21 protein-coding genes and 7 pseudogenes are annotated in these 26,158 nt (G+C 47.5%); 11 read left to right on the forward strand and 17 right to left on the reverse strand.

What is annotated here, in order from left to right:
* Nucleotides 1-29: 29 nt before the first annotated feature.
* From VRC33_RS09150 to VRC33_RS09170, 5 genes are read right to left on the reverse strand one after another with little or no spacing between them, the layout of a single operon-like run.
* Nucleotides 30-1,340, reverse strand: coding sequence for an ATP-binding protein (locus VRC33_RS09150; protein WP_338563033.1), 1,311 nt, complete (start codon nucleotides 1,338-1,340; stop codon nucleotides 30-32).
* 5 nt (nucleotides 1,341-1,345) lie between these two features.
* On the reverse strand, nucleotides 1,346-2,752 hold the full coding sequence (locus VRC33_RS09155) for a sigma-54 dependent transcriptional regulator (RefSeq protein WP_338576978.1): 1,407 nt from the start codon (nucleotides 2,750-2,752) through the stop codon (nucleotides 1,346-1,348).
* Between the two features lie 24 nt (nucleotides 2,753-2,776).
* A complete protein-coding gene (locus VRC33_RS09160) occupies nucleotides 2,777-5,209 on the reverse strand; it encodes an ADOP family duplicated permease (protein WP_338563036.1) in 2,433 nt (810 codons plus the stop codon).
* 10 nt (nucleotides 5,210-5,219) lie between these two features.
* Nucleotides 5,220-5,927, reverse strand: a complete 708-nt coding sequence (locus tag VRC33_RS09165; protein ID WP_338563037.1) for an ABC transporter ATP-binding protein — start codon at nucleotides 5,925-5,927, stop codon at nucleotides 5,220-5,222.
* A 12-nt stretch (nucleotides 5,928-5,939) separates the two neighbouring features.
* Nucleotides 5,940-7,193 (reverse strand): HlyD family efflux transporter periplasmic adaptor subunit, encoded by a 1,254-nt coding sequence (locus tag VRC33_RS09170; protein ID WP_338563038.1) that lies wholly within the window; start codon nucleotides 7,191-7,193, stop codon nucleotides 5,940-5,942.
* Between the two features lie 816 nt (nucleotides 7,194-8,009).
* Here VRC33_RS09170 and VRC33_RS09175 point away from each other — a divergent pair.
* The 3 genes and pseudogenes from VRC33_RS09175 to VRC33_RS09185 all read left to right on the forward strand — a co-directional run bounded on the left by VRC33_RS09175 (nucleotide 8,010) and on the right by VRC33_RS09185 (nucleotide 9,736).
* A pseudogene (locus tag VRC33_RS09175) lies at nucleotides 8,010-8,365 on the forward strand (cyclophilin-like fold protein).
* 78 nt (nucleotides 8,366-8,443) lie between these two features.
* Complete coding sequence (locus VRC33_RS09180; protein WP_338563041.1) at nucleotides 8,444-8,929, forward strand: cupin domain-containing protein; 486 nt, start codon at nucleotides 8,444-8,446, stop codon at nucleotides 8,927-8,929.
* A gap of 72 nt (nucleotides 8,930-9,001) precedes the next feature.
* Nucleotides 9,002-9,736: a carboxymuconolactone decarboxylase family protein gene (locus tag VRC33_RS09185; protein ID WP_338563043.1), complete on the forward strand. Its 735-nt coding sequence runs from the start codon at nucleotides 9,002-9,004 to the stop codon at nucleotides 9,734-9,736.
* 31 nt (nucleotides 9,737-9,767) lie between these two features.
* On the opposite strand, the gene VRC33_RS09190 is transcribed toward VRC33_RS09185, so the two are convergent.
* From VRC33_RS09190 to VRC33_RS09200, 3 genes and pseudogenes are all read right to left on the reverse strand, one after another.
* Nucleotides 9,768-10,664 carry a LysR family transcriptional regulator gene (locus VRC33_RS09190; protein ID WP_338564201.1) on the reverse strand — a complete coding sequence of 299 codons (897 nt, stop codon included), beginning with the start codon at nucleotides 10,662-10,664 and terminating at the stop codon, nucleotides 9,768-9,770.
* Nucleotides 10,665-10,782: 118 nt separating this feature from the next.
* Entirely contained in the window at nucleotides 10,783-10,887 is a 105-nt protein-coding gene (locus tag VRC33_RS09195; RefSeq protein WP_338563046.1) for an alcohol dehydrogenase, read from the reverse strand.
* Nucleotides 10,887-11,287: pseudogene (locus VRC33_RS09200) on the reverse strand (cupin domain-containing protein). Before VRC33_RS09200 ends, VRC33_RS09195 begins: the two are co-directional and overlap by 1 nt.
* A 233-nt stretch (nucleotides 11,288-11,520) precedes the next feature.
* Between VRC33_RS09200 and VRC33_RS09205 the strand changes: the two are divergent.
* The 3 genes and pseudogenes from VRC33_RS09205 to VRC33_RS09215 form a co-directional block, all read left to right on the forward strand.
* A pseudogene (locus VRC33_RS09205) lies at nucleotides 11,521-11,685 on the forward strand (hypothetical protein); the annotation flags it as partial.
* Between the two features lie 137 nt (nucleotides 11,686-11,822).
* A complete protein-coding gene (locus VRC33_RS09210; RefSeq protein ID WP_338564204.1) occupies nucleotides 11,823-11,942 on the forward strand; it encodes a helicase-related protein in 120 nt (39 codons plus the stop codon).
* Nucleotides 11,920-12,186 (forward strand): annotated as a pseudogene (locus VRC33_RS09215) (DEAD/DEAH box helicase); the annotation flags it as partial. The gene VRC33_RS09210 and the pseudogene VRC33_RS09215, both read left to right, overlap by 23 nt.
* 213 nt (nucleotides 12,187-12,399) lie before the next feature.
* On the opposite strand, the gene VRC33_RS09220 reads toward VRC33_RS09215, so the two are convergent.
* Both VRC33_RS09220 and VRC33_RS09225 read right to left on the reverse strand, forming a co-directional pair.
* On the reverse strand, nucleotides 12,400-12,861 hold the full coding sequence (locus VRC33_RS09220) for a lysozyme inhibitor LprI family protein (RefSeq protein ID WP_338563050.1): 462 nt from the start codon (nucleotides 12,859-12,861) through the stop codon (nucleotides 12,400-12,402).
* Nucleotides 12,858-13,781, reverse strand: coding sequence for a peptidoglycan-binding protein (locus VRC33_RS09225; protein ID WP_338563052.1), 924 nt, complete (start codon nucleotides 13,779-13,781; stop codon nucleotides 12,858-12,860). The genes VRC33_RS09220 and VRC33_RS09225 overlap by 4 nt, the downstream gene beginning before the upstream one ends.
* A 697-nt stretch (nucleotides 13,782-14,478) precedes the next feature.
* On the opposite strand from VRC33_RS09225, the pseudogene VRC33_RS09230 reads away from it, so the two are divergent.
* Together VRC33_RS09230 and VRC33_RS09235 are read left to right on the forward strand one after the other, a co-directional pair.
* Nucleotides 14,479-14,799 (forward strand): annotated as a pseudogene (locus VRC33_RS09230) (GNAT family N-acetyltransferase); the annotation flags it as partial.
* A 63-nt stretch (nucleotides 14,800-14,862) separates the two neighbouring features.
* Nucleotides 14,863-15,503 (forward strand): annotated as a pseudogene (locus VRC33_RS09235) (Tn3 family transposase); the annotation flags it as partial.
* 6 nt (nucleotides 15,504-15,509) lie between these two features.
* On the opposite strand, the gene VRC33_RS09240 reads toward VRC33_RS09235, so the two are convergent.
* The 4 genes from VRC33_RS09240 to VRC33_RS09255 are packed head-to-tail and all read right to left on the reverse strand — an operon-like array spanning nucleotide 15,510 to nucleotide 19,736.
* Entirely contained in the window at nucleotides 15,510-15,986 is a 477-nt protein-coding gene (locus tag VRC33_RS09240; protein WP_338563055.1) for a Mov34/MPN/PAD-1 family protein, read from the reverse strand.
* Entirely contained in the window at nucleotides 15,974-17,602 is a 1,629-nt protein-coding gene (locus tag VRC33_RS09245; RefSeq protein ID WP_338563058.1) for a ThiF family adenylyltransferase, read from the reverse strand. The genes VRC33_RS09240 and VRC33_RS09245 overlap by 13 nt, the downstream gene beginning before the upstream one ends.
* A complete protein-coding gene (locus VRC33_RS09250) occupies nucleotides 17,599-18,690 on the reverse strand; it encodes a CBASS cGAMP synthase (RefSeq protein ID WP_338563060.1) in 1,092 nt (363 codons plus the stop codon). The genes VRC33_RS09245 and VRC33_RS09250 overlap by 4 nt, the downstream gene beginning before the upstream one ends.
* A gap of 44 nt (nucleotides 18,691-18,734) precedes the next feature.
* On the reverse strand, nucleotides 18,735-19,736 hold the full coding sequence (locus tag VRC33_RS09255; RefSeq protein WP_338563062.1) for a CBASS cGAMP-activated phospholipase: 1,002 nt from the start codon (nucleotides 19,734-19,736) through the stop codon (nucleotides 18,735-18,737).
* A gap of 685 nt (nucleotides 19,737-20,421) precedes the next feature.
* On the opposite strand from VRC33_RS09255, the gene VRC33_RS09260 reads away from it, so the two are divergent.
* From VRC33_RS09260 to VRC33_RS09270, 3 genes are all read left to right on the forward strand, one after another.
* The gene (locus VRC33_RS09260) at nucleotides 20,422-20,841 is read left to right on the forward strand and encodes a VOC family protein (RefSeq protein ID WP_338563066.1); all 420 of its coding nucleotides are present in this window, start codon (nucleotides 20,422-20,424) and stop codon (nucleotides 20,839-20,841) included.
* A 507-nt stretch (nucleotides 20,842-21,348) separates the two neighbouring features.
* Nucleotides 21,349-21,723: a mCpol domain-containing protein gene (locus VRC33_RS09265; protein WP_338563068.1), complete on the forward strand. Its 375-nt coding sequence runs from the start codon at nucleotides 21,349-21,351 to the stop codon at nucleotides 21,721-21,723.
* Nucleotides 21,716-22,330, forward strand: coding sequence for a hypothetical protein (locus tag VRC33_RS09270; protein WP_338563069.1), 615 nt, complete (start codon nucleotides 21,716-21,718; stop codon nucleotides 22,328-22,330). Before VRC33_RS09265 ends, VRC33_RS09270 begins: the two co-directional genes overlap by 8 nt.
* 152 nt (nucleotides 22,331-22,482) lie before the next feature.
* Here VRC33_RS09270 and VRC33_RS09275 read toward each other — a convergent pair whose 3' ends face one another.
* The 3 genes and pseudogenes from VRC33_RS09275 to ychF form a co-directional block, all read right to left on the reverse strand.
* Nucleotides 22,483-23,181: a hypothetical protein gene (locus VRC33_RS09275; protein ID WP_338563071.1), complete on the reverse strand. Its 699-nt coding sequence runs from the start codon at nucleotides 23,179-23,181 to the stop codon at nucleotides 22,483-22,485.
* A 336-nt stretch (nucleotides 23,182-23,517) separates the two neighbouring features.
* Nucleotides 23,518-24,694: pseudogene (locus tag VRC33_RS09280) on the reverse strand (integrase arm-type DNA-binding domain-containing protein).
* 210 nt (nucleotides 24,695-24,904) lie between these two features.
* Nucleotides 24,905-25,996, reverse strand: a complete 1,092-nt coding sequence (gene ychF / locus VRC33_RS09285) for a redox-regulated ATPase YchF (RefSeq protein WP_338563073.1) — start codon at nucleotides 25,994-25,996, stop codon at nucleotides 24,905-24,907.
* Between the last annotated feature and the right edge of the window lie 162 nt (nucleotides 25,997-26,158).

The following is a 26,158-nucleotide window of genomic DNA, read 5'->3' on the forward strand; positions in this document are numbered from 1 at the left end:
TCATTTTGGCTGGAGGCAATCTATCCAAACTAATTTGATGGTAACTTAATCGTAACTTTACAACCGCGCTGGTCGGTTCTTTGTGTCAGGTTAAAATAACCGCCATGAGATTCTACTATCTGACGGGACAGCATCAGTCCTATGCCGCTGCCGTTCTTTTTAGTGCTGTAAAGCGGCACAAAAATATTTTCAGCATTACTGATACCACAACCCTCATCAAGAATAGTCAGACAAAATTCATTATCTTTCATTTTCCAGCTTAGAGAGATTTTCCCCTCTGAATCCGACATTGATTCGTCGGCGTTCTTTAAAATATTAATCAGCATTTGTTCAATCTGAACCGCATCGATATCAATCACCACCTCTTCGCTATGAAGAATGTGTAAAGTACGTTGATCAAATAACGCCAGGATATTTTTAATCAGCGCATCAATATTGTAGGGTTCTTTCTTTGGCACCGGCAGTGACGTTAGTTTTCGGTAGCTGTCGACAAAGCTTTTCAAATTTAACGCACGTTCATTGATGATGTTCAGGCCATCGCGCAAATCCTGATGATGTTCTGCTTCATCGTCAGGTACTGTAGAGGATAACACCTGGCTCAGAGAGGCGATGGGCGTTAGCGTGTTGTTGATTTCATGGCTCATCACGCGCAGCAAATTACGCCATGTCCGGTACTCTTCTTCTCGCAGCAATTGGCTCACATCAGTGATAAACAGCAGTTGCTGCCTTTTGCCATCCTCAAAATAGCTGTCCAGCACAATCTTGAACCGCCCCCGGCTTTTCGCAAACTGATACTCCACCACGCTATCGCCGGTTTGCTGAAACAGCGAGCTGAAAGACAATTCATTAAGCGGCACTCCTTTCAACGCATCCGCCGAAGTATCCAGTAAGGTAGCCGCGGTATCATTCAGGAATGCGACTTCCTGCTCATGGTTAAGTGCAATAATCGCTACATCAATATTATTCAGCACCTTACGTACCAGATACTGCTGCTGCCTGACATTCATACGCTGTTTTTGCATTAATGCCGCCAGTGCATTAATCATATCGATCAGTTCGTTAAGCGCGCTGTCTCCTAGCTGACGCTTGCCGCGCAGGCTAAAGTCATCATGCGTTATCGCATCGATCAGGTTAGTTAGCGTGGAAAGCTGATAATTTAACGCCTGCCTGGCTGTCAGCACGCTGTAACCAATAACGCTCAGCGAAAACAAGGCCACTAAAGCAACCAGATAGCTGGAATAGCCATGCCAGATCATCAGTCCGATCAGCGCCAGCGCTGACGGAAGCGATGAAATCAGAATCAAGTGCCGCTGTAATGCTTCCAGTGAATGCCGAAACATAGCAGTCAGCCCGTCCTTTTTAAGCGACGATAAAAGGCACTGCGGCTTAATCCCATTGACTCCGCCGCATCATTTGCGTTGCCGTTGTATTCAGCAAGGCGTTTCTGCAAAGCGTGCTGCACGATATCTTCGAGCGTAGTCCACTCCCCGTCAGAGACAGACTGCGTCAGGGTGCTTTCACCTGGAAAGGCGGTTACAGCATCAGAGGGGAGCGCCTGGCTAAGCAGATATTTATCCAGCATGTTGCTGGTGCTGAGCAAAACAGTACGCTCAAGTGTATGATTGAGTTCGCGAATATTGCCTGGCCAAGGGTAGGCTTGCAATATGCGCATCGCCTCTTCGCTGACAACCAGCATCGGTTTGCGATATCGCTCAGCGAGGTTTCTCAACATTCTGGTGACAAGTTCCGGAATATCTTCTTTGCGCTCGCGTAGGGAAGGGATGCGCACTTCAAAAGTATTAAGACGGTAATAAAGATCGCGGCGAAAGTCTCCGGCGTTAAGAAGCGTGGAGAGATCGGCATTGGTCGCGGAGATAACCCTTACGTCAGCGGTCTGGGTTCTGCTGGCGCCCACTTTTTCGAACTGCTGCTCTTCAAGCATGCGTAACAATTTAGCCTGTTGATTTAATGGCACGTTGCCCACTTCATCAAGGAAAAGCGTGCCCCCGTCTGCCAGCTCAAAACGGCCAATACGTTGGGTTTTGGCATCGGTAAACGCGCCCTTAACGTGGCCAAACATCTCGCTTTCAAACAGGCTGTCAGGAATACAACCCATATTCACGGAAACAAAACTGGCGTCTTTACGGGTTGAATGCTGGTGAATGTAGCTGGCCAGCATACTTTTTCCCGTCCCGTTTTCACCGGTCAGCAGGATGCTTGCGTCGCTGGGGATCACCTGTTGTAAAATCAACATAACCTGTTTCATCGCGGGCGACTGCGTTACCAGCTCATCCTGCAGGCAGGGATGAAGCTGCTGCTGCAGCAACGTATTTTGCTGTAGCAGCGCCTGCTGTTTCTTCAATCCTTCAACCAGCTGTAGCTGGATATTAAGAACCTGTAGCAGCCGCTCGTTGTCCCAGGGTTTTTGAATGAAATCGGCGGCGCCATTCTTCATCGCTTCTACCGCGATATCGATCGAGCCCCAGCCGGTCATTACCACAATCGGCAGCTCGGGTTCCTGATGTTTTAGCACGGCAATCAGCTCAAGCCCTTCGCGGCCGGAAGTGGTATCACGCTGGTAGTTAAGGTCGACCAGAGCGATATCCGGCTTCTCTTCCCGCAGCTGGCTAAGGGCTTCGTCAGGCTGCGTTGCGGCGATGACATCAAAATTATGAAGCTTGAGCATCAGCTTCAACGTTCTGATGATGTTGATATCATCGTCGGCAACCAGAACCTTATAGTTTTTTTTCATACAGCCTTCCCTTTCGCTGAATCATTACTGGTGTCTTAACGCTTCCATCGGCTGAATCTTTACTGCCCGTCTTGCCGGGACGAGGGTGGCTACGGTAACGATCAGCGCGATAAGTAGCGCGATGACGGCAAACAGAACCAGCATCCCCAGACCCTGACCGCCGAAAATGCGCAGGATCATCGGCGTCACTGCACCAATTACCGGCAGGCTGATAAGCAGTCCAATCGACAGCTGCCGCCATCCCTGCTTCATAATCAGCGAAAGAATGTCGCCTGGCGTCGCACCTAAGGCGCGTCGGGTGCCGAATTCGGCATAGCGTTGATGAATCGTTTTCGCCATAACGCCGTAGATACCACTGCCGGCGAGCAGAACCGCCATGATACCAAAAACATTAAATAATATTGATATATAACTCAGTCCGACGGTATTTCTGGCAATCACCTCCTGCAAAGTTTTCTCCTGATATACCGGCAGCTGATTATCAATACGGCTCACGCTGGCCTGAATAATGTGGCTGAGGTTTTCATGGTTAAGCCCTTTAGCAATAATGGATACCTGATCCTGCGGTACCTGGAGCATTGAGCGGTAGAGGGTTGGCATCTCTTTACTGTGGCCGAAAGGGCGACCCTGAATAATATGGGGGATCACGCCGACAATGGTGTACCAGTCGCGATCGTTTCCATCAATCCAGCGAATCTTTTTGCCTATCGGCAGGGTTTCGTTCGGCATGTAGCGATCTGTAAATGAGCGGGTTACCACCACTACCTTTTGCGAGCGGCTATCGTCGCTCAAAGCCAGTAAGCGTCCGCTCTGGGCTTTGACATTCAACGCTTCAAGTGTGCCGGGGTAGGCAATCACATCATTCACACGGGGATATTGATTACGGTCAGAACGCAGATAGCTGGCGCCTTCAACTTCAATGTTGTTAGCTGGCGTGAACTCACCAGGCAGCCTGGTGACCAGACCGGCCTGATCAACGTTGGGCAGTGATTTAAGTTCTGCAACCAGCTTGTCGGCGAAGTTAAATTTATCCACGGCACCGGGATAGCTCCGCTCCGGCAGGCTGACTTTGGCCGACCAGATATTTTGCGTGTGTACGCCATAATCAATTTTAGAAGCTTGGGCAACGACCAGCGAGAGCAGGGCACCGATGCACAGCACTGCACATGAGAGCGCGACTTCGAATATCACCAGCGCGCGGCTGATACGACTGCTGCTGCGGCTTTGTGCGCCGCGTGTGCCATCTCGTAACGCATCGTTGACATTGCTGTTGACCATCTTCCAGGCCGGTAGCGCCCCGGTAATCAGGCTGGCCACTGCGACTAATATTACTGTTTTAACGACCACTCCCGCATCTATAGCGAGTTCCCACCAGAATGGCGGCTGGTCAGGCACGATATTCACGATCAATTTATTGGTCAGGGAAAGTCCCCAGCCCGCCAGCAGCAAGCCGATAACCCCACCCACGCAGCAAATGATCACGCTCTCCCACATCATCTGCAGCACAACACGGAAAGGGGGCGCGCCATGCGCCACCCGTACTGCAATTTCTTTACTACGCTCAATGGCGCGCACCAGCAGCATGTTGCCGACATTGCAACAGGCCAGCACCAGCACCAGCCCAACAGCCAGTAGCATAATAAGGAAAATAGGTTTGGAATCCTCGCCGATAAAACTGTCCATAAAGGTGATGGCAAAGGCTGAACGGCCGCCGTTCAGCTCTGGAAATGTCTGCGCTCTGGCGGCCATAATATTTTTCAGTTCGGCATCTGCTTCTTCAACTGAAATGCCGGGTTTAACCTTGCCGAAAACCTGAACTGACGGCGCGTTCTCTTCGGTGATATGCAGGGAATTTAAAGCCGAAGGCAGCCAGATTTGGTTATTCATCGGGAAGGCGAATCCCGCGGGCATAACGCCGATAACCTGGGTTTTGATGCCGTTAACCAGCAGGGTCTGGCTCAGGATATCCTGTCGCCCACCGAAAAAATTTTGCCACATTTCATGGCTGATCACGGCAACGGCATTGGCGCCTTCGCCAGTGTCCTGCTGGTTATACAGACGTCCCAGCTCAGGCTGGACGCCGGTAAAATTAAAGAGATCGGGTTCAGAGCGTATCGCGATATAGCGTGACGCCTGGCCATCAAGGCTGATATTAGCGACGTCGCCGTAATAATATCCCACCTGCTCCAGACGCTGGCTTTTGCTCTTTATATCGGCAAAATCCATATAGCTGAGAGGCGAATCACCCAACCGCACATTATTGATACTGGGGCTGATCATCACCATGCGCTCGCCATCCTCAAAAGGCAGAGGTTTCAGCACCAGGCCATTAATGACCGAATACATGTAAACACACATACCCAGCCCAACGGCCATAATAAGCGTGGTAAACACGGCAAAACCGGGACGTTTAAGCAGCAATCTGCACGCATAACGTAGATCGAAGAACATTGACATTGCTTTCCCCTTATACCACCTGCGCCAGGTGCCTGAGCTGATGGTCATCGATCACCATGCCGTCAAAAATTTCTATCTGACGAAGCGCCCGCGCTGCAGAACGAGGATCGTGAGTCACGATACAGATAGTCGAGCCGGCCTGATGAAGCTGATCAAACAGCGCCATCACCGCATCGGCATTACGTGAATCCAGATTCCCTGTGGGTTCATCCGCCAGCAGCAGAGAAGGATTGCCGACGATGGCTCTTGCCACGGCAACGCGCTGTTGCTGGCCGCCGGAAAGCTGGGAAGGGTAATGCTTGCCGCGATGTTTCATATCGACTTTTTCAAGAGCTGCATCCGCCATGGATTTCATCTCTTTTTTGGCGAGTCCCTTACGATAGGTCAGTGGGAGCATGACATTTTCACTGACGGTCAAATCGCTTATCAGGTTAAACGACTGAAAAACAAAACCGAGTTCCAGGTTGCGGATAGCCGCCTGTTCTCTGGCGCTGAGCGAATTAACATTATGTCCGTTAATCACGTACTCACCCTCAGTGGCTTTGTCCAGCAGGCCGAGGATCGACAGTAGAGTCGATTTGCCACAGCCGGAAGGACCGGAAATAGAAACATAGTCGCCTTTGCTTATGGAGAAACTCACATCGCTTAAGGCGTGGGTTTCCATTTCCTCAGTAAAAAACACCTTTTTGATATTTTTGAGTTCTACAATTGCTGACATACAAGAATCCTTTTAGCGAGTAAGGCTTATCTGGTCGACATGTTCCCAGGACTGATAGCTGGATAAGACAATTTTATCCGTTGCTGCAAGGCCTGACGTAATGACAATTTCACTGGCGGACCCCATCCCGAAAGCAACTGGGATTTTGATCGCGCTTTGGCCATCCGCCGTAACTTTATAAACAATGCCCGGCGTATCGCTCTGGGCATAAACCGGGCGCGGCGCAAAAATCACATTTTTCAGGTTCGCAACCTGTACCCGGCCTTCAATACTGAGGTCCGGTCGGGCTTCATCTGGAAGAGGATCGGTAAATTCAACATCCACCTGAACTGTTCCATTGATCACTGCCGGGTCGATACGTGAAACTTTGCCATGAATTTGATTGATATGCGTACTGATCAGCACCGGCTGATTAAGCGCCACACTTCTGATCTGGCGCTCAGGCACTTTCAGTTCAGCAATAAGCTGATCTTTGCGCGCAACACGAGCGATGCTGAACCCATTAGCGATATGCTGCCCAACTTCAATATTAGTTACCTGGATAATACCGGCTTCGTTGGCTTTCACTCTTAACGAACGCACCTGATATTCAGAGCGGGCCAGCATATTTTTTATTTTGCTGAGCCGGGCCTCACTGGCTTCCCGATTCTCTTTCTGTAACTGGGTTAATTTTTCCAGCTGCTCCTGGGTATATTGCAGGCTCTGACGTGTCTGTTCGGTAGCCAGCCGCGAACGGTACAGAACCAACAGAGGAACCGAGCCATCGTTGCGCTTATTCAACATTTCAGCCGCATCATATTCAACCTTGGCGTGACGATATTCCTGCATCGCTTTAACAATTGCGATTTTAGCGGCCAGATAATCATTCTCCTGCTGACTTTTCAGCGCTTTGTTTTCAGCTTCTTTCGCACCCAGCTCCCAGCGAAGCTCTTCGGTCGTCTGAATCAGATCCGGGTTAACCAGTTCCGCAATCAAATCTCCTGGCTCAACCGCTGCGCCTGGTTTGACTTCAACGGATTCGACGATGCCATCAATATTTGATGAAATCCAGGTGGCGTTGCGAGGAGCCAGAATGCCGTTGCCCTGAACCTCTACTGTCATATCGCCCTGTTTCACCTGACCGATCAGCAGGCTGGATGCCTGAACCTCATATCCCCCCGGCCCGAAACTGATAAGAAAATAGCCCGCCACCAGAATAAGCAATGCTGTTCCGCCTGCCAGAACAGGCTTAATCCGTCGTCTCTGATTTGTTCTTTTGAAGTCCATACTGATCTGCTCATTTCCACCCTGTTGCATGTGAATATGCAGAGTGCATGCCAACTTTATAACTTATTGTTTTTGATGATTTATATGCTGGAAAAGCATTTCTTACAGACAAACCCGTCTCGAAAATGGGATCGGTTTAAAAGAAGGAATCTAAAAAATGGGACAAGGGGGATTTAGAGTGAACACTATCGTCGTTTTAAGACTGGCAGCCAATGTGCTGAAAAGGGGCCGTAAAAGAAAAATCCACGCGATTGCGTGGTTTTCTCTTGAACCAGTTATCTTCACGAATTTTATAAAGACTTGTGAAGGGACTGACAATCAGACGTTGAACAGTAAATTCTCAAATATTTATTTGTTATTTAATGTTTTTATTTTTAAATTCTATTTTAATACATCCTCAATGTATTCACTTTTGTTGATATCGTTATCTGAGGCTGGTTGCCGCTGCTAATCAGATGGATGTACCGTATGCCTGTATTCACTTATAAATCACATTGGTAAATGTGGACGGTACAGACGTGCTGACAAAGCGTTCAGGATTTTCATGAATGACGATTTCAGTCAGTATCTCAAAATTTAAAAATCAGTTTCCTCCATTAGTGAGTAACACTCATTTGTCTATCCTGAATTCAGCTATTAACCCTCCTCAGCTCCTGTGTTAAAACTGGCAGGAAATATATTGACCGCTCTGCTTACGAGTTGTTACATGAGGCTGCGTCCTGGATATTCGTTTTAGCACTGGTATTTCAGCCTGAAGGTGGGTTGCCTGCTGTCACCCCCGCGTATGCCGGGAATGAACTAAAAGGACTGAAAAAGATGAGGATAAACATTGTCATTGGCGATCGAAAAATCCCCGCTTCGCTTAACAACAGTCAGGCAAGTAAAGATTTTGTCGGCCTGCTGCCTTTAACGCTCGAACTTAAAGACTACGCCAGTAAAGAAAAGTCAGTGATTTACCGGCAAAACTCTCTGTTGTCGGTTCCCCTGAAGGTTCCAGCGCCCGCAAAGGAGACATTACCTTCTATGCCCCCTGGGGCAATCTGGCGATTTTTTATCATGACCACGGATTCGCCTCCGGCCTGATTAAACTGGGCCAGTTGGATGACGCGGATGCTCTTCCGGTACAGACAGCACCCTGGCAGGCTAGATTCGAAATTGCTGCTGACAGGTAGTTCAGGTCACCTTCTTAGCTGTCTCTGTTGCCAAAAAACAATGAGTTTCCTTCTTTATAATTAACCGGAGAATTTCAGATGATCCGTTATACCTCTGCTGCTGTTTCCCTTTTGGTTGTCGCTGGATTTTCTGCCCAGGCAGAAAGTGCAGGCACCGCTCCCATGTCCCTTTCTGAAAGTGGGAGCCGGACGTTTATCAGCGCGCCGGCCGATAATTTCACTGGTCGTGTCTGGGTAGATCCCTTGTTTCTGAAGCCCCAGGCACCGCAGAGAGCGACTGGCTCCTATGTCACCTTTGAACCGGGGGCCCGGAGTGCCTGGCATACTCATCCGATTGGGCAAACGTTAGTTGTCACCTCCGGGACCGGCTGGGTGCAGGAGTGGGGCAGGGAGAAGAAAACGATTCATGCTGGTGACGTGATTAACTGCCCACCCGGTGTAAAGCACTGGCACGGCGCGACGGATAAGACGGGCATGGTTCATCTGGCTATTCAGGAAGTCACGGCGGAAGGAAAAAATGTCGACTGGCTTGAGAAAGTCAGCGATCAGCAATATGTCCAGTAGGGAGAACTTATGAGACTGGTTACCTGCATGCTTTTTTGCTCTGCATTGCTAATCGCAGGCTGCGCAACAAAAATGGGAAACGAGAAATCTGGCAGCGCTTCAGGAAATACCCAACAAGTACATCAAGCTGTGGCCGGAGCCGCGCCTGGCATGGCGGCTTATGGCGATAAGTATATTGACCGCGATCTCTGGAACCGTACCGGGTTATCCCGACGAGACCGTAGCCTGGTCACTTTAGCGGCGCTTATCAGCAGAAATGACACTACTGACCTGCCGCATTATCTCAATCTGGCTCTCGACAGTGGCGTTAAACCCACTGAGATCTCTGAAACGATTACCCACCTGGCTTTTTATGCTGGCTGGCCAAACGCAACCTCTGCAGCAGTGACTACTCAGGTCGTGTTTACTCAAAGGCATATTGATCTCTCAACACTGCCCGGAGAAAACGTCCAGTTGCTGGCCATTGATGAGGAGAACGAACTCAAACGCGCCACGCTGGTGGGCAACAGCTTCGGTGATGTCTCGCCAGGGGTGGTGAAATACACCACAGAGGCCGTTTTCCGCAATCTTTGGTTACGGCCGGGACTTGCGCCTCGTGACAGAAGTCTGATAACCGTTAGCGCTTTAGTCACTGCGGGGCAGGTAAACCAGGTGCCGTATCATCTGAACCGCGCGATGGACAATGGGTTGTCAAAAGAAGAGGCTTCGGAAGTCCTGACGCAACTGGCCTTTGTGGCAGGCTGGCCAAATGTATTCTCTGCTTTACCGGTCTTCAGGGATGTTTTCAATTCACGCGAAAAGTCCTGACCTGATGCCGGCGTTCGCAGGAGCGTCGGCATCATCTCTTGTTATAGCGCAATGCGTCTACAATAAGCGTGAGCGCACGCGATGACTGTCTCCTGCTGGGATAATATAGATGTAGTCCGTCCCAGGCAGGGCAATAATCTTGTAAAACACTGACAAGCTTGCCTTGCTGAATGTAGCTGGCGACAGCTTCTTCCGGAACGTGTGCCAGACCAAATCCAGCAACTGACGCATCAATGACCTGAAATACATCGTTAAATACAACCTGTCCTTCAACACGAACTTTCACTTCATGCCCTTCTTTTTCAAATTCCCAGGCATACAGTCCCCCGTGTGTCGAAAGTCTTAAATTAACGCAGCGGTGCTGAACAAGATCCTGAGGCGTCAGGGGGATGGGATTTTTACTGAAATAGGCAGGGGAGCCGACCACAGCAAATCGCACGTCCGGCCCAATGCGGACGGAAATCATGCCGTTGGTTATCTGCTCACCCAGACGAACACCCGCGTCGTAGCGGTTCGCAGCGATATCTGTCAAAGCATATTCGTTTGCCAGCTCAAGATTGATGTCGGGATACTCTTCAAGGAGCCCCTTAAGCCGTGGCCAAAGAAGAAACTTTATGGCGAAATCTGTGGCTGTGATCCGGACAGTTCCGGCAGGCTTATCGCGCATGTCACCCACGACGGCCAGTTCACTCCAGATCTCATCAAAACGTGGCCCCAGCGAGTCAAGTAAGCGTTGTCCAACCTCTGTGGGAGAAACACTTCTGGTGGTTCGCGTCAGGAGTCGTACGCCCAGCCTGGCTTCAAGCCCGCGCAGGCTGTGGCTCAGCGCCGACTGAGAGACCCCCAGCTGCGCAGCTGCGCGGGTAAAACTTCTTTCACGGGCCACGGTAACAAAGGCAACGAGATCGTTAAGACTTTCCCGGGACATCAGAGTGAACCTCTCATAGCTTACCTGTGAGCCTTCCGCATAACGGGCAGGCAGAGAAAAGGCGCATCCCAATAAACGGGAGGCACCTTTTTTACGGTTTGATCGCTGCCAACCGTGATCAGACCTGCTGACTGGTTGGACGATAAAGGATTTCGTTAATGTCCACTTCATCAGGCTGGCTGCTGGTGATGACAACGACTTTTCCTGCAATATTCGCACTCATTATTTGTCTCCGTACTGCTCATCGGTAACTTTTTCCAGCCACTCAACCACTTTGCCGTTTTCCGCTTCCTGAATGGCAATATGCGTCAGGGGGTTTTGGCACTGGCACCGTGCCAGTGTTTTTCAAACGGTGGGATCCAGACTACATCGCCAGGACGGATTTCACGGGCCGGTTCACCCCAGGTCTGCACATAACCAAAACCTGCGGTCACAATCAGCGTCTGACCAAGTGGGTGGGTATGCCACGCAGTACGTGCGCCTGGTTCGAATGTCACGCTACCGCCGCTTGCGCGGGCGGGTTCGTTGGCCGGGAAAAGGGGATCAACGCGTACAGTACCTGTAAACCAGTCTTCCGGGCCCGCGAAAGAAGCCTGGGAACCACATTTATAAATATCGGTCATGATAAATTCCTGTCTGTTTTGAGGGTTTTGGTCACAGAAGTCCGTTGGACTTACTGCTGATGTACCGGGTCGTTAAGCAAACGGCAGGTCATAAGTAAATTCTGGACCAGAGGGCTTATGAAGTGAATAGCTATAAAATGGATAGCGTTATGAGGTGAGCTCATCAATGCATGGGCGCGTTGGGGATTTATCGGAACTGGCTTACGGTTGCGCGTAGTGCCAGTAAAAGAGGTGTTCCACATGCCCATATTGCGCTCGCCTGGTTGCTTTCCAAATCCGCGATTAAAGCTCCAATTATCGGTGCGACCAAATCAGAGCATATGACTACTGCGGTCAACGCAGTTGATCTTATCTTATCGGCTGGCATCGGCCTCACTCACTGGGTGGGGCTCCCTTAAAAAAAGGGCAAAAAAAGGCACTAAACCTGAATCGCCACGGGTTTAACAGACACCTCTGATTCATTTAAAATGACCCGGAAGCGTCAGGATTATTCATGGCGATTTTTAGCCTTTATTCAATAACAGCTGTTTGTACAATGACGCTCGAGTTGGGAATTGATATCGGTAAGGTTAAGTCGATTATACAAGTTACGCCTACGCATTCTGTTTCCAGTCTTCGTCAGCGTATGGGACGTTCTCATAGGTTGTGGTTTTAAAGCAAATTCATTTGCTGGTGTTATAGAAATCGATAACTCAAGTGTAGCTTCCGTTCAGCACGCACTCAAAGGAATGCTGTTGTCAGGCTTGCCATCTGCATTTGATCTTGCCACAGATGTTCCAGAAAAGTACTTGGATAAATATGACGAGTATTTACCAGAGTTCCTACTTGCGAAAGGGTTTGGGGAAAAAGCGTATGACATTGAAGGGACGCGTATTTGGTTGAATCAGTACCTTCAGTAAACTAGCTACGCAATAAGGGGGGGATCAACTCCCCCGTAGATTGAAATCTGACGCTGTTAGCAATACCTGTTCTTGGCACGGATCGGAAAGAAAGCCAGTTCATAAGGTCCGCTTTGAGCGAGAAGCGGACATTGAGCACTTACTGAACCTTATGACCATTAACTTTGAAAATCATTAATAGTAAACATTCATAAGAGACTTTTTTGACTAATTTTAACCGTCTGAAAGATTTGGATGTACCATCTTAATTTCTTCAATTCGTCTTAACCCCAGATTCATCTGACAACTTAGCATTACTGAACTGTAACCATCAATCCCTTCAGCACCAGCGCTGGCCGCTTTGCAGTAATCCTGACGATATTTCAACCATAGCTCCTGGCTTCGGATAAAAGCATTTTTCATGTCTTCCCTTTGCTTTTTATCACCCATCCACCACTGGCTGAAATCGTAATTGGAAATTTCATTTAACTTATCCTGGTAGGCTGCATTTAGTTGTCTTTCTGCAGATTCACTCACGGAAGTCAAACACTCACTATTATTATCGCCATATTTTTCTGTGCAGACGGTAACATATTTATTTTCCACAATGCCCTGCGCATTAGATTCTGCATATGAATTTAATGAGAAGGATAAAGTCAGAGCAAAAAATACACTCAATGGGTTGAATTTATTCATTTACTTAGCCCCCTTATTCTGATTTCATTTCTTCTTCTGTCCCCACTTAAAATTGGGTCGTCCCTGAGGTATTTAATAACTTCATTTCGACTCTCTCCTCGCGCCATAATTTTTACCATTTCTGGTGCTGTTCTGTTACCTTGATATATTGTATCTACAAAAACATCACGTATCTCTTTATCAACTTTATCCCATATGAGAGCGTTAGCCACATGGCGCGAATTCCTTGAGTACACACCCTTCGCGTAATTGAGTTTTTCCCGGTATACAATTTCAAATAGTCTGATTTGCTGGGCGTGAGTAATCTCGCCTACAAGAGGACCATAGACCTTCACAAATTCTCCAGCCTGCCGACCTTTAAGATGTGCTGCTTTAGAGCATATAACAGCTTGATATTCTTTGATACCTGCCTGTCTGAGTGTTGCCATTATCTCACCACTGCTACGACTTCCCATATCGTATCCCCTTCCGAGTGTCACACCTGATGAGAATTTTGGTGGCCAGTGCAAAATTCTGGAAAAGCCAGGATAATGTTGTTGTCTGAAAGGCTCCACTGCGGTGACATAATCAATACCTTCTGAATCAAATGTTACCTGTCCTTCGCTTACCTGCAGTGAGCCTGAAGTATGTTTTGGCCTCCATCCTGGGGAGTATGCATTTTCAATGGCCTGGATAAAGAAACTGTCCGTTGGATGAACCAGCCCGGTGGGAGAAAGTGTCAAAAGTCGTTGATACCAAATTATCGCTTGTTCGGTTTCTGGCCCGCATATGCCATTTTCTCTGATGGTTCTTCCTGTAACTAACTTATAACCGGCACCCATTATCATTTGCTGTAATTCTTTTACATCTTCAGGATTATTGGTGCCACAGGCACCAACCGTCCCTTTCAGGTGGTATACTCGTGGTTTATGGTATCGCATGTATCTCTCCTCCCTGTTTGAGCTATATTAAACCTTAAACCTCAGCTAATGTGCCAGAAATTATCGCTCACATGATAGCTTGAGTAAAATCTTTATACATGATTTTAGCCCCACAACTGGCAGTGTCTATTCTGAGCGTTTAACTACCGAATATGTTTATTTATCGCCATGAAGGCTCCCGGTGTGGTGTATGCCACACGGTGAATTGACCATATGATGTCGGTATAGCCGGTGGCAGTGCTAGAGGTAATACCAATTAAGTCCTTTTCTCATAAGCTAAACACTCTGCCAGAAAAAAGTTGTCTATATAATTTCTTTCCAGTTCGGTGAACCGGCTTTATGGCGGATGCCTGTGTGAAATGCATGATTTCCGGGCCCCTGACGTCGGCAGTTTCCTTCTGACGGTAAAGTTTTAGGTCCGGTGAACCTTTAGAGTTGAACATTGTACTTAAGCTACAATCTGAACTGGCACCCAACTTTAAAGTTAATGGGAAATGAAGCTGGCACGTTATCTCAAAAAGGGGGTAACCCTTCCTGTACGAAGCGGCCTGAAGAGTGACGAGATTTCACGCTTGTGTCAAATATGGATACGCAACAACGGAAAGATTTAAGGAAGTGAGATAGAATTTACGACCGCTGTGAGCAAACAGCGGACGTTAATTAGATCATGGTGTACTAATCAACGGGGAACAGGTCAATCTGGCTGGCAATGGTGAACGAGCGCATAGTCGGCTTAGTTGTTGACGATGAGGATCTGGGGAATAATGAGGCGCATCTGCGCTGGTTCATCCTTGACGATAATTGTCGTGGCAGCGGACTGGGCAGAAAACTCATTGCAGAAGCAATGAGTTTTTGTGATGAGCAGAAGTTCGCTTCGGTACAATTATGGACGTTTAATAAACTTATCGCGGCGAGACGATTATATGAATTATTCGGATTTGAATTGTCGAAAAAATGGGAAGGCAATCAGTGGGGCAATACCATTACTGAGCAACAGTTTACTCGAAAAATCATCTAAATATCGCTGACCACTTACACTTTTGGACATGGTGTTTTACGAAATTGCTTCGACCCGTTGAACTCACACCAGGCGCTTCAGTCACTGATATCAACAACCAGCCTGAATCTGAAAGAGATCGAAACTCACTGGCGTGAATTGCTGCGTCTGGCCACCTCGATAAAGCAGGGAACCGTGGCGGCATCCCTGATGCTGAAAAAGCTTGCCAGCTACCCCAAGCCAAACGGACTTGCCAAAGCATTGAGGGAAATTGGCTGTATTGGACGAACTCTGTTAATGCTCGACAGGTTCCGCGATCCAGCACTTCGCCGGCGGGTACAGGCCGGTCTGAATAAAGGAGAAGCCCGTAACGCGCTGGCACCTGAGGTATTCCTGCACCGGCTGGGTGAAATCAGGGAAAGAAAACCGGAAAATCAGAGCTATCGCGCCAGTGGACTGACGCTGTTGACGGCAGCTATTTCGGTGTGGAATGCCGTTATATGGAAAGAGCAGTCGATGCCCTGAAGCGTAAAGTGATGAAGATCAACAAGCAACTGCTGTCGCATTTGACTCCGTTAGGCTGGGAACACATCAATCTGACAGGCGATTATATCTGGAAGAGTGACTGGATACCGGCTTCCGGTAAGTTTCGTCGGCTTAGGCCAGCTAAAGTAGAAAGGTCAAAAAAAATCTTAACGTACAATAATTTTCGATATCCAAACTGACCCCTCCTAGGCCATTGGGGATAACACAACTCCTCTGCCTGAATTTGGTACCAGTTCGACATAAAGAGATTCTCGCCCGACGATAACAGCAAGCATAGGTCGCTTATCCATGCGATTCTCAGATAAGTTGTTCCACTCTGACCTATCGAGGCTTGAAGGATGAGGATGATCTTCCGGATGGGTATGCCATTCACCCAGATAACGGATTGTTCCTTTACTCGCCGTCCATCGAGATAGAGCAATGACATCGTGACCAAATGGCATTCGCTCGAAAAGGTTACGGAAACGTTTGTCCCATTTAGTGGGGAAAGTAGCTTGCTCTATGAGCATATGGTTTCCATGAATGGAACCTAATAGAAGTCCGCCAGCTTCGCAATCCGTGTCTCTGTACTGAACATGCTTGTAGAATGCTTCTAGCGTAGCTGTCGAAAAACACAGTAACGTTCTTTTATCATAGGTCGCCCATGAGTCTAAAAATTGCATAGAGGGCATTCCGGATCATTAAATGGGTCGCAATCGGACGTGGCCTGCTGCACTGTCTGATCGATTAATCTGGTGCGTAATGCAGGAGAACAAATGCCATTAATCCAATCAAGCACCATTTCGGCTCCCAAACTTGCTGCATGCACGGAGACCGAAGCAGGGAACGGTACATATAGACCCTCACATCCATGACCAGACAATATGAAAGGAAGAGGCTCAATCGTGGAGCGCAGCTCGCCTCTCTTACTGCTATGCCAAAGACACCGGTAGCAGGCACCTGATGTAGTTGTTCTCAGGAGAGATCGTACAGCAGTTCCCGGACCTTCAACCCAGACTGAAAGCATGGGTGTTGGAAGCGGATAGTGGCCACAAAGCCAATGTCCTAAGGATTCTTCTCCAGTTGCATCTATGAGAAGGTCTGGCTTTCCCAGTTGGGCTCGCCTGACATCTACGGGCAGCGCACGAATCTTTGTGCTTGGCGCCAGGCGTCTAAGTTCCTTCGACATCGCCTCAGCTTTATTAGACAGAAGGTCAGGAAATCCCAGTCGATGACGGCCAATGTTTTGTGGGAGAAGGCATTCGTAATCTACCAGGGTGAGCTTCCCTCCTAATGTTCCCGCACCTGCCTTGACAAGCATGTCGGCCAGATAGCCACCGATCGTCCCGCATCCAACGACAGCTATATTCTTACCTGCCAGAGTCTTGGAGTTTGGAATGTTCCTCTTGGCAAGGTAGTCGTCATCGATTCTGGCTACGGATATGGGCATAACTTTCAACCGATAACTCAAATCTCTACGATCTACGTGCTTCTTCTTTCTGACCAAATGTTGACGGTCATAGAGAACAGCAAAACCATACGTCATCAGTGGAGATTCAATGAAGATCAAGCAGCCATTTGCTTTTGTCCTTTCTCCGTCCTTAATACGCTCGTGAATTTTTCGCCGACACTGAGTGTCAAGAATGCTCTGCCATTCCAGTATATCTCCTACTGTTTCAGGTGGCCAACGGCTTGTCAGTGGACGTGGTTGAGCTTTTGTCTTTACACGATAGGTTAACACCGTTTTATTGGTGACCTGGTAACCCAGTGACTTTAGTTTCCCGGTTGTTCTAACCTTGTTATCGGTAACGAAGTAAAACGAACTCTCATTTGCTTGTGCGACTAGGCAGCTATGTTGCCCAAAATCTTTACTCTGCATGTCAACAAAACAAAATAAACCCTGCCAGTAGGCGAAGAATTCTTCCGCAAGATCTTCAACCAACTGGCCATTCAATATCTGCCCTAGCACAATCGCAGCACGCTCCAGGCATGCCAGCGACTGTCCTATAGGGTCGAAAATGTCTAACACGACAGTGCCTTTGGCTATATAGCAAAGCCCGCCATCAGCACCAAGGTGAGGAACCGTGGCGGGAAGTTCTGGCGGGATTTCTAACAGCCGGATGCGAGGAAAGTCGAGGAAAGATGGATCGAGCTGAAGTTCGCACAGATAACCCTTGTATGCTGACGGTGTCAACTGTCCGCGTAGCCTGAACCAGCCGTCGTCCGTCTTCCCGACAAACGCAAAATCTCGCTCTTCAAAGGCATCGATTACACTCGCAATAACATCCGTGCTTTTCATCCAGCTTTTGTCCGCCCGATAAGTTCACTCGGACCAGTTGTTGCGGGTGCCGCAGCAATGGTAGCTGCGACGGATACGAATTTTACCCGGTTCGGCTCATTCGGAAATCGTGGGCCGAATGAGGCCTGCATCCAAATGCATGCCTGTGAAGGATTACCAGCGTCAGTCGCTCCGCGAAGAACCTTTTCAAATTCTTCGAACGCCTCAGCAGCTTCTTCAACACCGGCCTTGCCCATACGTGCAGTGAGCGATTCACTCCCTTCCACTGGATTGTTAACTCCTGCACGTAAGCGACCCGGCAGTGTCGCAACAACATCTAACAAGGCGAGATCATCTCGTCGATCACGTTTCTCAAATAGTGGGGCAGCAGCAGCCATTAACAAGATTGATGTAGGACCACCGCTAGGCCACCGCCAATCGCGGAACGCCTTCAAGTAACGAACTACCCGGCGTAACTGTTCACCCTTTGCCTCTACTTCGCCCAAGAACCACTCTTTAACAGGCCTGGGGTCTGAGGCCATCCAGTTACACTCACGGTGAGCCAGTAGCACTTTATCCGCGGGTAATGCAGTCCAAACGTCCCGTTCAGCAATGTTCATCGCTTTCGACAGTGAATCATAGCCATAGCTTTCCATTGCAGCTCTGAGAGTAGCAAATTCCTCATCAGGGATAGCATACAACGGGATGTCAATGTGGGCATAGGTTCCAATGACAATACGGATGCAAGTCGGTTTGTCTGTGATGAGCGTCCATCGATTTTTATCAATCAGAGGTTTCAAGGCTTCTTCTGCGGCATTAAAGAACACTGACGCTGCGGTACTGGGCCGTTTTGTCTGCGTAACAAAACTCAATGGTAAATAGCAACCATCATCGACATCTGCCTGTTGGGGCCGCTGTGCCGGAGAGTTCAACGTCTTGTACGCCCACGAGCCTTGAGTGAAGAATCGTGGTTGAGGTATGTCTTCTTTTGTATATCCTAGCTCGTTTAGCACACGCGGAATGCCAGTCCGCAGACAGTTCCTGACATCCTTGCGAGCACTGGCAATCGAATCTCGGTGCTCTGGCAACAAATCCAGTTCGTCATGCATACAGGATTCATCTTTAACCGTGGTAAAAAAAAGTGGGCTAAGGTTCAGCATGTAGCCTCCGATGCGTTCTTGTTAGGGCCGTGATAAAAGATGGGTATGCCAGCCTGATGCGTTCGAAATGGTTTAAATAGTGGATCGCCGAGAGCACGCTGTGCCGCGTGGTTACCTCGATCCTTAAGCGTATTGGTGGCACCGATTGAAACCTTATCCAGCGCTTTAACATCTTTGCTCTGATCGGGTGTTGCTTTATCGTCGATCTGAAAATATTTGTCTCCCAACGACTGTCGCAGCATATAGTCCACGGATGACTCCTGAGCAGAAATGACCAAGTCAAATAGCCCCCCACGCCACTTACCGAATCCGCGATCAAGGTTGGAATTGCCACGAATAGTTGCACCAATTGTCATCGTGCCAATCGAGAGAACTCGAATCAGAGCACTTTGGTCTGGTGCTAGAAACGTATTGACTTCATGTAGCCCAAACAGACCTGGAGCATTGCCTACGAGCCCCCCATCTGCGAAGACACCACGGTTATTGCGGGCTAACGGAAAATAGACGGGCGCAGCTGCAGTTGCCAATGCCACATCAACAATCCTCATGTGATGATCTAACTCGAAGGAAGGGTGGTGAGGGGTCTTGAAAAATTGCCCCCGCCCCGTTGAATAGTTGACTGCTGGTACCAGAACTCGATGTTTCAGGTTTCCGATTGTCATGTCTTGGAAACGTTCGGTAAGCACTCCTTGCAATCCCTTCGAGTCATGTTTCGCGTTCAGCCAGAACCCCAGAATGCGTCTTGAAAGACTGCGGCAACCAAAGATACGATTGCCTTCGTCTTCAAACATTGCTTTGAGTTCTTGAGCTGGTATTTCTGCAGCCAGGCCCAAAGCGAGCATACCTCCTGCAGATGTACCGCAGATAAGATCGAAGTGCGAAGCTATGGGGCGGCCTAGCACGATTTCGAGTTCCGTAAGAACCGTAGCCGTATAAAGACCTCGATAGCCACCACCCGAAAGGGCTAGCACATGATAAGTGGGGATTTCTGTCATAGCACTTTAGCCTCGGGGTTAAGTAATCGTTACCGTAACTGTCCTTGTCGCAAATATGACCATCTGAACGGTGAATGACTAGCCCGGACTTCTGGTTGCGAGCAAATTTTTAGACCTGAATCTATAGTTCCATGCTGCGGGAGGTGTTCATATTTTGAACGTTGATTGTCGGCGCCTTTGACGGCCGAACCATCTTGTTTTGTATCTGATATTCCTGCTACGCGTGCCTTACCTTTCTAAGCAAGTATACTAGATATAGTGTTCAGTAAAGGCAACCACACAAGATATAGGAAAAGCATATTTATTTAGCTCGTTTTCCTGGAAGCCTTGAGGCACAAGGTTTTACGCAGATAAAAAAATGCCCGTGACTGCTCACCGGCGATTAGTACACCACGATGCCAGTAATATCTTCTTAAGCCATATGAGGACATCCTCATGAAGAAGCATTTTTCTGCATCATTACTCTTCGCGGAATGGAAGCCGCGGTATCTGCCTGTGAATTCCGCAGCAGGGACGCCATTTCGCATACCACGTTTTACACTTGGCGTAGGAAGTATGGCGCTATGGAGATGGATAAGCTGAGATCAACACAATGCATCTGACAATTGAGTCGCTGAGTTCATGGACTTGAACTTTCTTAAAGCCATCTGATATATGCTATGTCAGTTAAAAATGGAGTTGAGCAATGACTGAGCTGAAAGCACCCTACTGGAATCGCATGGTGCCTGAACTGACAGTAATGGATTTTTGTGTCTCCCTGCACTTCTATGTTGACGTGCTTGGTTTCAACATCATGATAAGGCGTCATGAGCCCGATTTTGCCTACGTCAGTCTCGGAGAGGCACAACTGATGCTGGAGAAATATAATCCGGAAGGATGGAATACGGCTGAACTCGTCAGACCGCTGGGTCGCGGCATTAATTTTCAGATAGAAGTAGATGATATCGAGTCGGTGCTTGCTTGTGTCCGCGATAATGGCTTCAAGTTGTACAGGGAGCTACGCGACAATCACTATAACATCGGAGAAACGACGGCCTGCCAAAGAAAGTTCCTCGTACAGGATCCAGATGGCTACCTCTTACGCTTCAGCCAGTACATTGAATGAAGTGCCAATGTCCGCTTCTGGCACAAAGTGGACCTTGAGGGCAGGTCAGTGCACGTTTGCTAGCATTTTTCACGCGCCGCAGATAACTTTATTACTGGACACTCATCCAGCATATACATGCTCGATTTGCCGTTAAGTATACTGGCGGCTGATGATGAGTGATATCTTATCGAATTCGGTTACCACCTGAACGATAACGTTTAATAGATGATCAGTTACGCAGAAATTATTTACAAGATATCGACTGATCGCTTTGGTCGAGAAGTTGAAGTTTACGACTGCAATAAAGGGTGTTGTAGCCTTACTGAGTAGATTAAATGTTCAATTAAAGATAAGCATTCAATGAGTTGCAGCAGTAGCTATTGACTAGATTGTAGCAATAACTTTTGTTATGATGAGGTACTTAATTCCTACAAAACTTTTATGGACGTGAATATCGAGATACGTGTTGAATCCTTAGAAGAAGAGTTTGCTGTTTTATAAAGTGTAGGATTATAAGGAGATGTGATGATTTATGTAACAATAGACGGAGATGATGTGGGGCAAAAAATATCCGCATCATATCTTTTTAATAATGTTGAAGAGTTAATTGAAATAAATAATTTAGTTAATTGTGCAACTTTAAAGATATCTGATATTTTAGCGGAGAATGGTTTTGACGTGATTTTCCGTGCTGCAGATGGAGTGGCTGCAAGAATAGAAAGTGATTCGGTTGAACTAAGCGAAATATTCGATAAAATTCAAATGATTTCATGTGGAAACATTACGTTCTCAATGGGCTCAGGTAGAAGTTTGAAAGATTCTTATATAGCTTTAATTACCGCAAAGAGTAATGGGAAGAATCAACATTATAGCTCATTGACTGGAATTAAAAATGTTTAGGATTATAAATTTCATTAAATTGTTAAGGGTATCAGCGTTTGTAACAACTGTTGTTAGCATTTTGAGTTATCAGTTTCTACATCGGTTTTGGGATAACGACCTTCCATTAATAAAAGTAATTAGCATTACTCCTTGGGTTAGTTTTCTAATTGTAATACTACTTACAACTGCTACGACCTCGAGATTCTTTTGGCGCGTACTGAGAAAATTTAATAAGGAATTATATCCAGATTTAAACGGTAGTTGGGTAGGAGAGATAACTACTGAGGGAAACATGATTATTAGAGCGCAAGCAACAATAAAGCAAACTTTGCTCAAAACAGAAATAATAATGCACACAGAAACCTCAAAATCAGTAACGCTTGAAACAACTCCTTCTGTTGATAGTGGTCAGTGTAAACTTTATTATGTTTATAGATCTATACCAAAGGATCCTGCAAGGCAACCTTACACAGGCTCCACTGTATTTGATGTTAGATCTAAAAAAGTAGATTCGTCTTATATTCTCGAGCTATCAGGTTCTTATTTCACTGATAGAAAAACAATTGGTCGTGTAAGGTTAGAGCAGGAAAGTAAAGACATACATAAGGATGTTTCATTCTATTAAATTAATACTTATTTAATTTTCTCGTGACAACAGAATTATAAATTTGTCTGATTGGTTTAGCAAGGCTGTTAGGGAGGTTGCATTCACTTCAATTTCACCCCCTCCCAGTTAACTAAAGCCGTGTTCGCGGGTTCAGTCGGTCTAGCACTTTATTAGTGTTTTAGTTTTTTGATTAATTTCTCGGCTATTTCGATACCTAATTCGATACGCTTCATGTCGATATTTTCTGACGTAGAATGTACTTGGGAATTTCGAATTAAGCGTAACTCGGTAAGCTGGTTGATATCAGTGATTTCCAACACACCCTCACGTTTTGCCATTTCCCATTTAAACGTATGGCCGGTATCTACACCAGAAGCCTCGAGTATTTTACGAACTAATGTCTCTACTTCGTTAAATAGTAATATAAGGTTTTCTAGCGTGGCCTCGGTGCCTTTTTGAACAATCATTACACCAAATAAATTATTCAATAAAACGGCTGCTATTTGCCGATAAGCATTTAGGTATCGTCTATCAACGGCTAAACCAGTTCCATCATGATATAGCCGATTTCTAATGCGATGATAATGCTCTATGTCACCATCATCCAAACCAGCTAATTTTGACTGAGCTTTGTTGAACAAAAGATCAACCATCCTTGGAAAACTATTACCTGCATCTTCAACTTCTTTTCGCTGGAATTTTACTCCTGATATTTTTTCTGGAAGAGATAGAAAAGTTCTGATGGATGTCTCAACTGAATTATCAACACTAATGAAGGCAATTCTGCTATCAAAAGCTGTCTCTAGTTTGAGGTGCGAATCAGCATGTCTTAACAACTCTAGTGATCCGGATGCCCAAGTTTTTTCCATATTCGATCTCTTATTTGTGAACCTAAATTTTATTCTGCAGAAAGATCTGCACTTAAGCACTGACTTTTCCGTTCTTGTAAGTTTAATAAGCAGAACATTACATTGCTATATCAAAACTTACAATGAATTATAGATACAGCTTAAATTTTCTTAAGTAGCTAATATAGGTTAAACTATCTAACAAGCAATAGAAGCATCTAGATACGAACAGGACATAATTATAGCATTGATGACTTAGCCAAGAGTTAGGAATGTCTGCTTCGGGTTCTAAAGTGGACTCGGAAGGATGCTCGGCTATGAGTTATATCGTTGTGGTCCAGTAGATGCAATTGGTTTTTATTTGAATGCTGTCATCCATGCGTCTAGTTTATCAGCCCATTCCTGCATCATCACTTTACGCTCATCAAGATAAGTTGCATGGTTGTACGTGCGACGAACATTGTTGGTATCAGCGTGCGCAAGTTGGGCCTCAATAGCGTCAGGTCGATAGCCCATTTCGTTTAAACGCGTACTTCCTGTAGTTCTGGTTGCATGGGGCTATAAATGCCACTCCAGCCGAGGCTTTTTAGTAGCTGGCGCAGGGAGTGCGATGTCATTGGACCTTTCGGATTATCCCTGCCCGGAAAAAGGTGCTGTCGATGCCCGGTTAATCCCTGTAGTGTTCTGAGCATGTTGACAGCCTGGGAGGGAAGGGGAATAACGTGTTCTCTGCGGGCTTTCATTCGCGTTGACGGAATAGTCCACAGTGCGTTATCGAGATCGAATTCTGTCCATTCTGCCTCAGTTACTTCGGCTGGTCGCGCCAGCGTCCACCACATAAGCCACATGCAATAGTTAACCTGGTATGAGCCGCGACTGTTGTCAAAACAGCTTAATAGTTTCCCGATTTGCTGCGGATTCAATGCCTGTTTGTGCTGCGTTTTGTTTGCCGGAATCGCCTTACGCACCGGCCAGACAGGATCGCTATCTGCTCTGAGCGTCGCCACCGCCAGCTCAAAAAACGGATGAAATGGTGCGGCGGGCTTCAGCGGCAACGGTCGGAGCGCCGCGCTTAGCCGTTTCCTGAAGAATTTTAAGAATGTGGTGCGGGGTGATTTCCCTGATAGGAAGTTTCCCGATGGCGGGGAAAACTACACGCTCAAGCATATCAAGGCGGCGAGTTTTGGTGATTTCGGCCCAGTCTTTCATCTGCAACCACTCTTTGGCGATCAGCTCAAAGGTGTTGGATGCGTCGTTGACCTTGCGAATCTTATTTAACTGGCGAGCCTGTGTCGGGCTATCTCCATTCGCGACTTGTTTACGCGCTTGCTCACATTTCTCGCGAGCTTCGGCAAGTTTGACCGTCGGATACTCACCCAACGCGAACATGCTGGATTTGCCGTTGAGTTTAAACCGATAGCGCCATTGCCTTTTTGCCGTTGGGTTTCACTTCGAGTTAAAGACCATTGAAGTCATTGAGTCGAGAAAGTTTTTCTTTCGGCTTAGCAGTGCGGCATTGCGTATCGGTGAGCATAACAGGGCCTTATTTATTATACCGTTATTGTACTCACTTAAAATGAAGATGGAAGAATGTTGTACTCATCCATGTACTCATTTTTGACAGCGTTGTTATGAGATGAGTTGAGACGCTATGAAATGAAAAATCCACGCAATTGCGTGGATTTTATAGTTTTTTGCGATCCTGATGAGATTCAGTGAAACCTCATGAGACAACAAAACTAATTTAGACGTTAAACAGGAAGTTCATCACGTCGCCATCTTTCACGATGTACTCTTTGCCTTCAGAGCGCATTTTGCCGGCTTCTTTCGCGCCCTGCTCGCCCTTATAGGTAATGTAGTCATCAAAGCCGATGGTTTGAGCGCGGATAAAGCCTTTCTCGAAGTCGGTATGGATTTTACCGGCTGCCTGAGGAGCGGTAGCGCCAACGGGAATGGTCCAGGCACGCACTTCTTTTACGCCAGCGGTGAAGTAAGTCTGCAGATTCAGCAGCGAGTAACCGGCACGGATTACGCGGTTCAGGCCTGGCTCTTCAATACCCAGCTCGGCCATAAACTCTTCACGATCAGCATCGTCCAGTTCGGCGATGTCAGATTCAACGGCTGCGCACACTGGTACTACTACTGAACCTTCTTTCTCGGCAATCGCACGCACCTGATCCAGATACGGGTTATTTTCAAAACCGTCTTCGTTCACGTTGGCGATGTACATGGTTGGCTTCAGGGTCAGGAAGCTCAGATAGCGGATAGCCGCTTTCTCATCATCACTGAGATCCAGTGAACGCAGCATGCCCGCTTCAGAGAGGTGGGGCAGGCATTTTTCCAGCGCAGCCTGTTCAACTTTAGCGTCTTTGTCGCCACCTTTGGCACGCTTCTGAACACGCTGCAGCGCACGTTCGCAGGTATCAAGGTCAGAGAGAGCCAGCTCGGTGTTGATCACGTCGATATCGTCAGCCGGATCGACTTTGTTGTTCACGTGAATGATGTTGTCATTTTCAAAACAACGCACCACGTGGCCGATAGCTTCAGTTTCGCGGATGTTGGTCAGGAACTGGTTGCCCAGGCCTTCACCTTTGGACGCGCCTTTTACCAGGCCTGCGATATCCACAAATTCCATGGTGGTAGGCAAAATGCGCTGAGGCTTAACTATTTCCGCCAGCTGATCCAGACGGGAATCAGGCATAGGTACCACGCCGGTATTCGGTTCAATGGTACAGAACGGGAAGTTAGCCGCTTCGATGCCCGCTTTGGTTAACGCATTGAACAGGGTGGATTTCCCGACGTTTGGCAGGCCCACAATACCGCATTTGAATCCCATGTTTACATCACCTTAATTGCTTGATAACCCGTGAAAACACGCCTCACAGGTTGGTCTGAGTTATTTAACACTAAAAGTTATCGCGTATTATACACGGAATTATCGGCTGAATGACCCTGATTTATCCCCGGCAGCCAGGCCAGGATACTCTGCTCCCGGCAG

This window comes from Erwinia sp. E_sp_B01_1 (assembly GCF_036865545.1).
GTDB lineage: Bacteria > Pseudomonadota > Gammaproteobacteria > Enterobacterales > Enterobacteriaceae > Erwinia.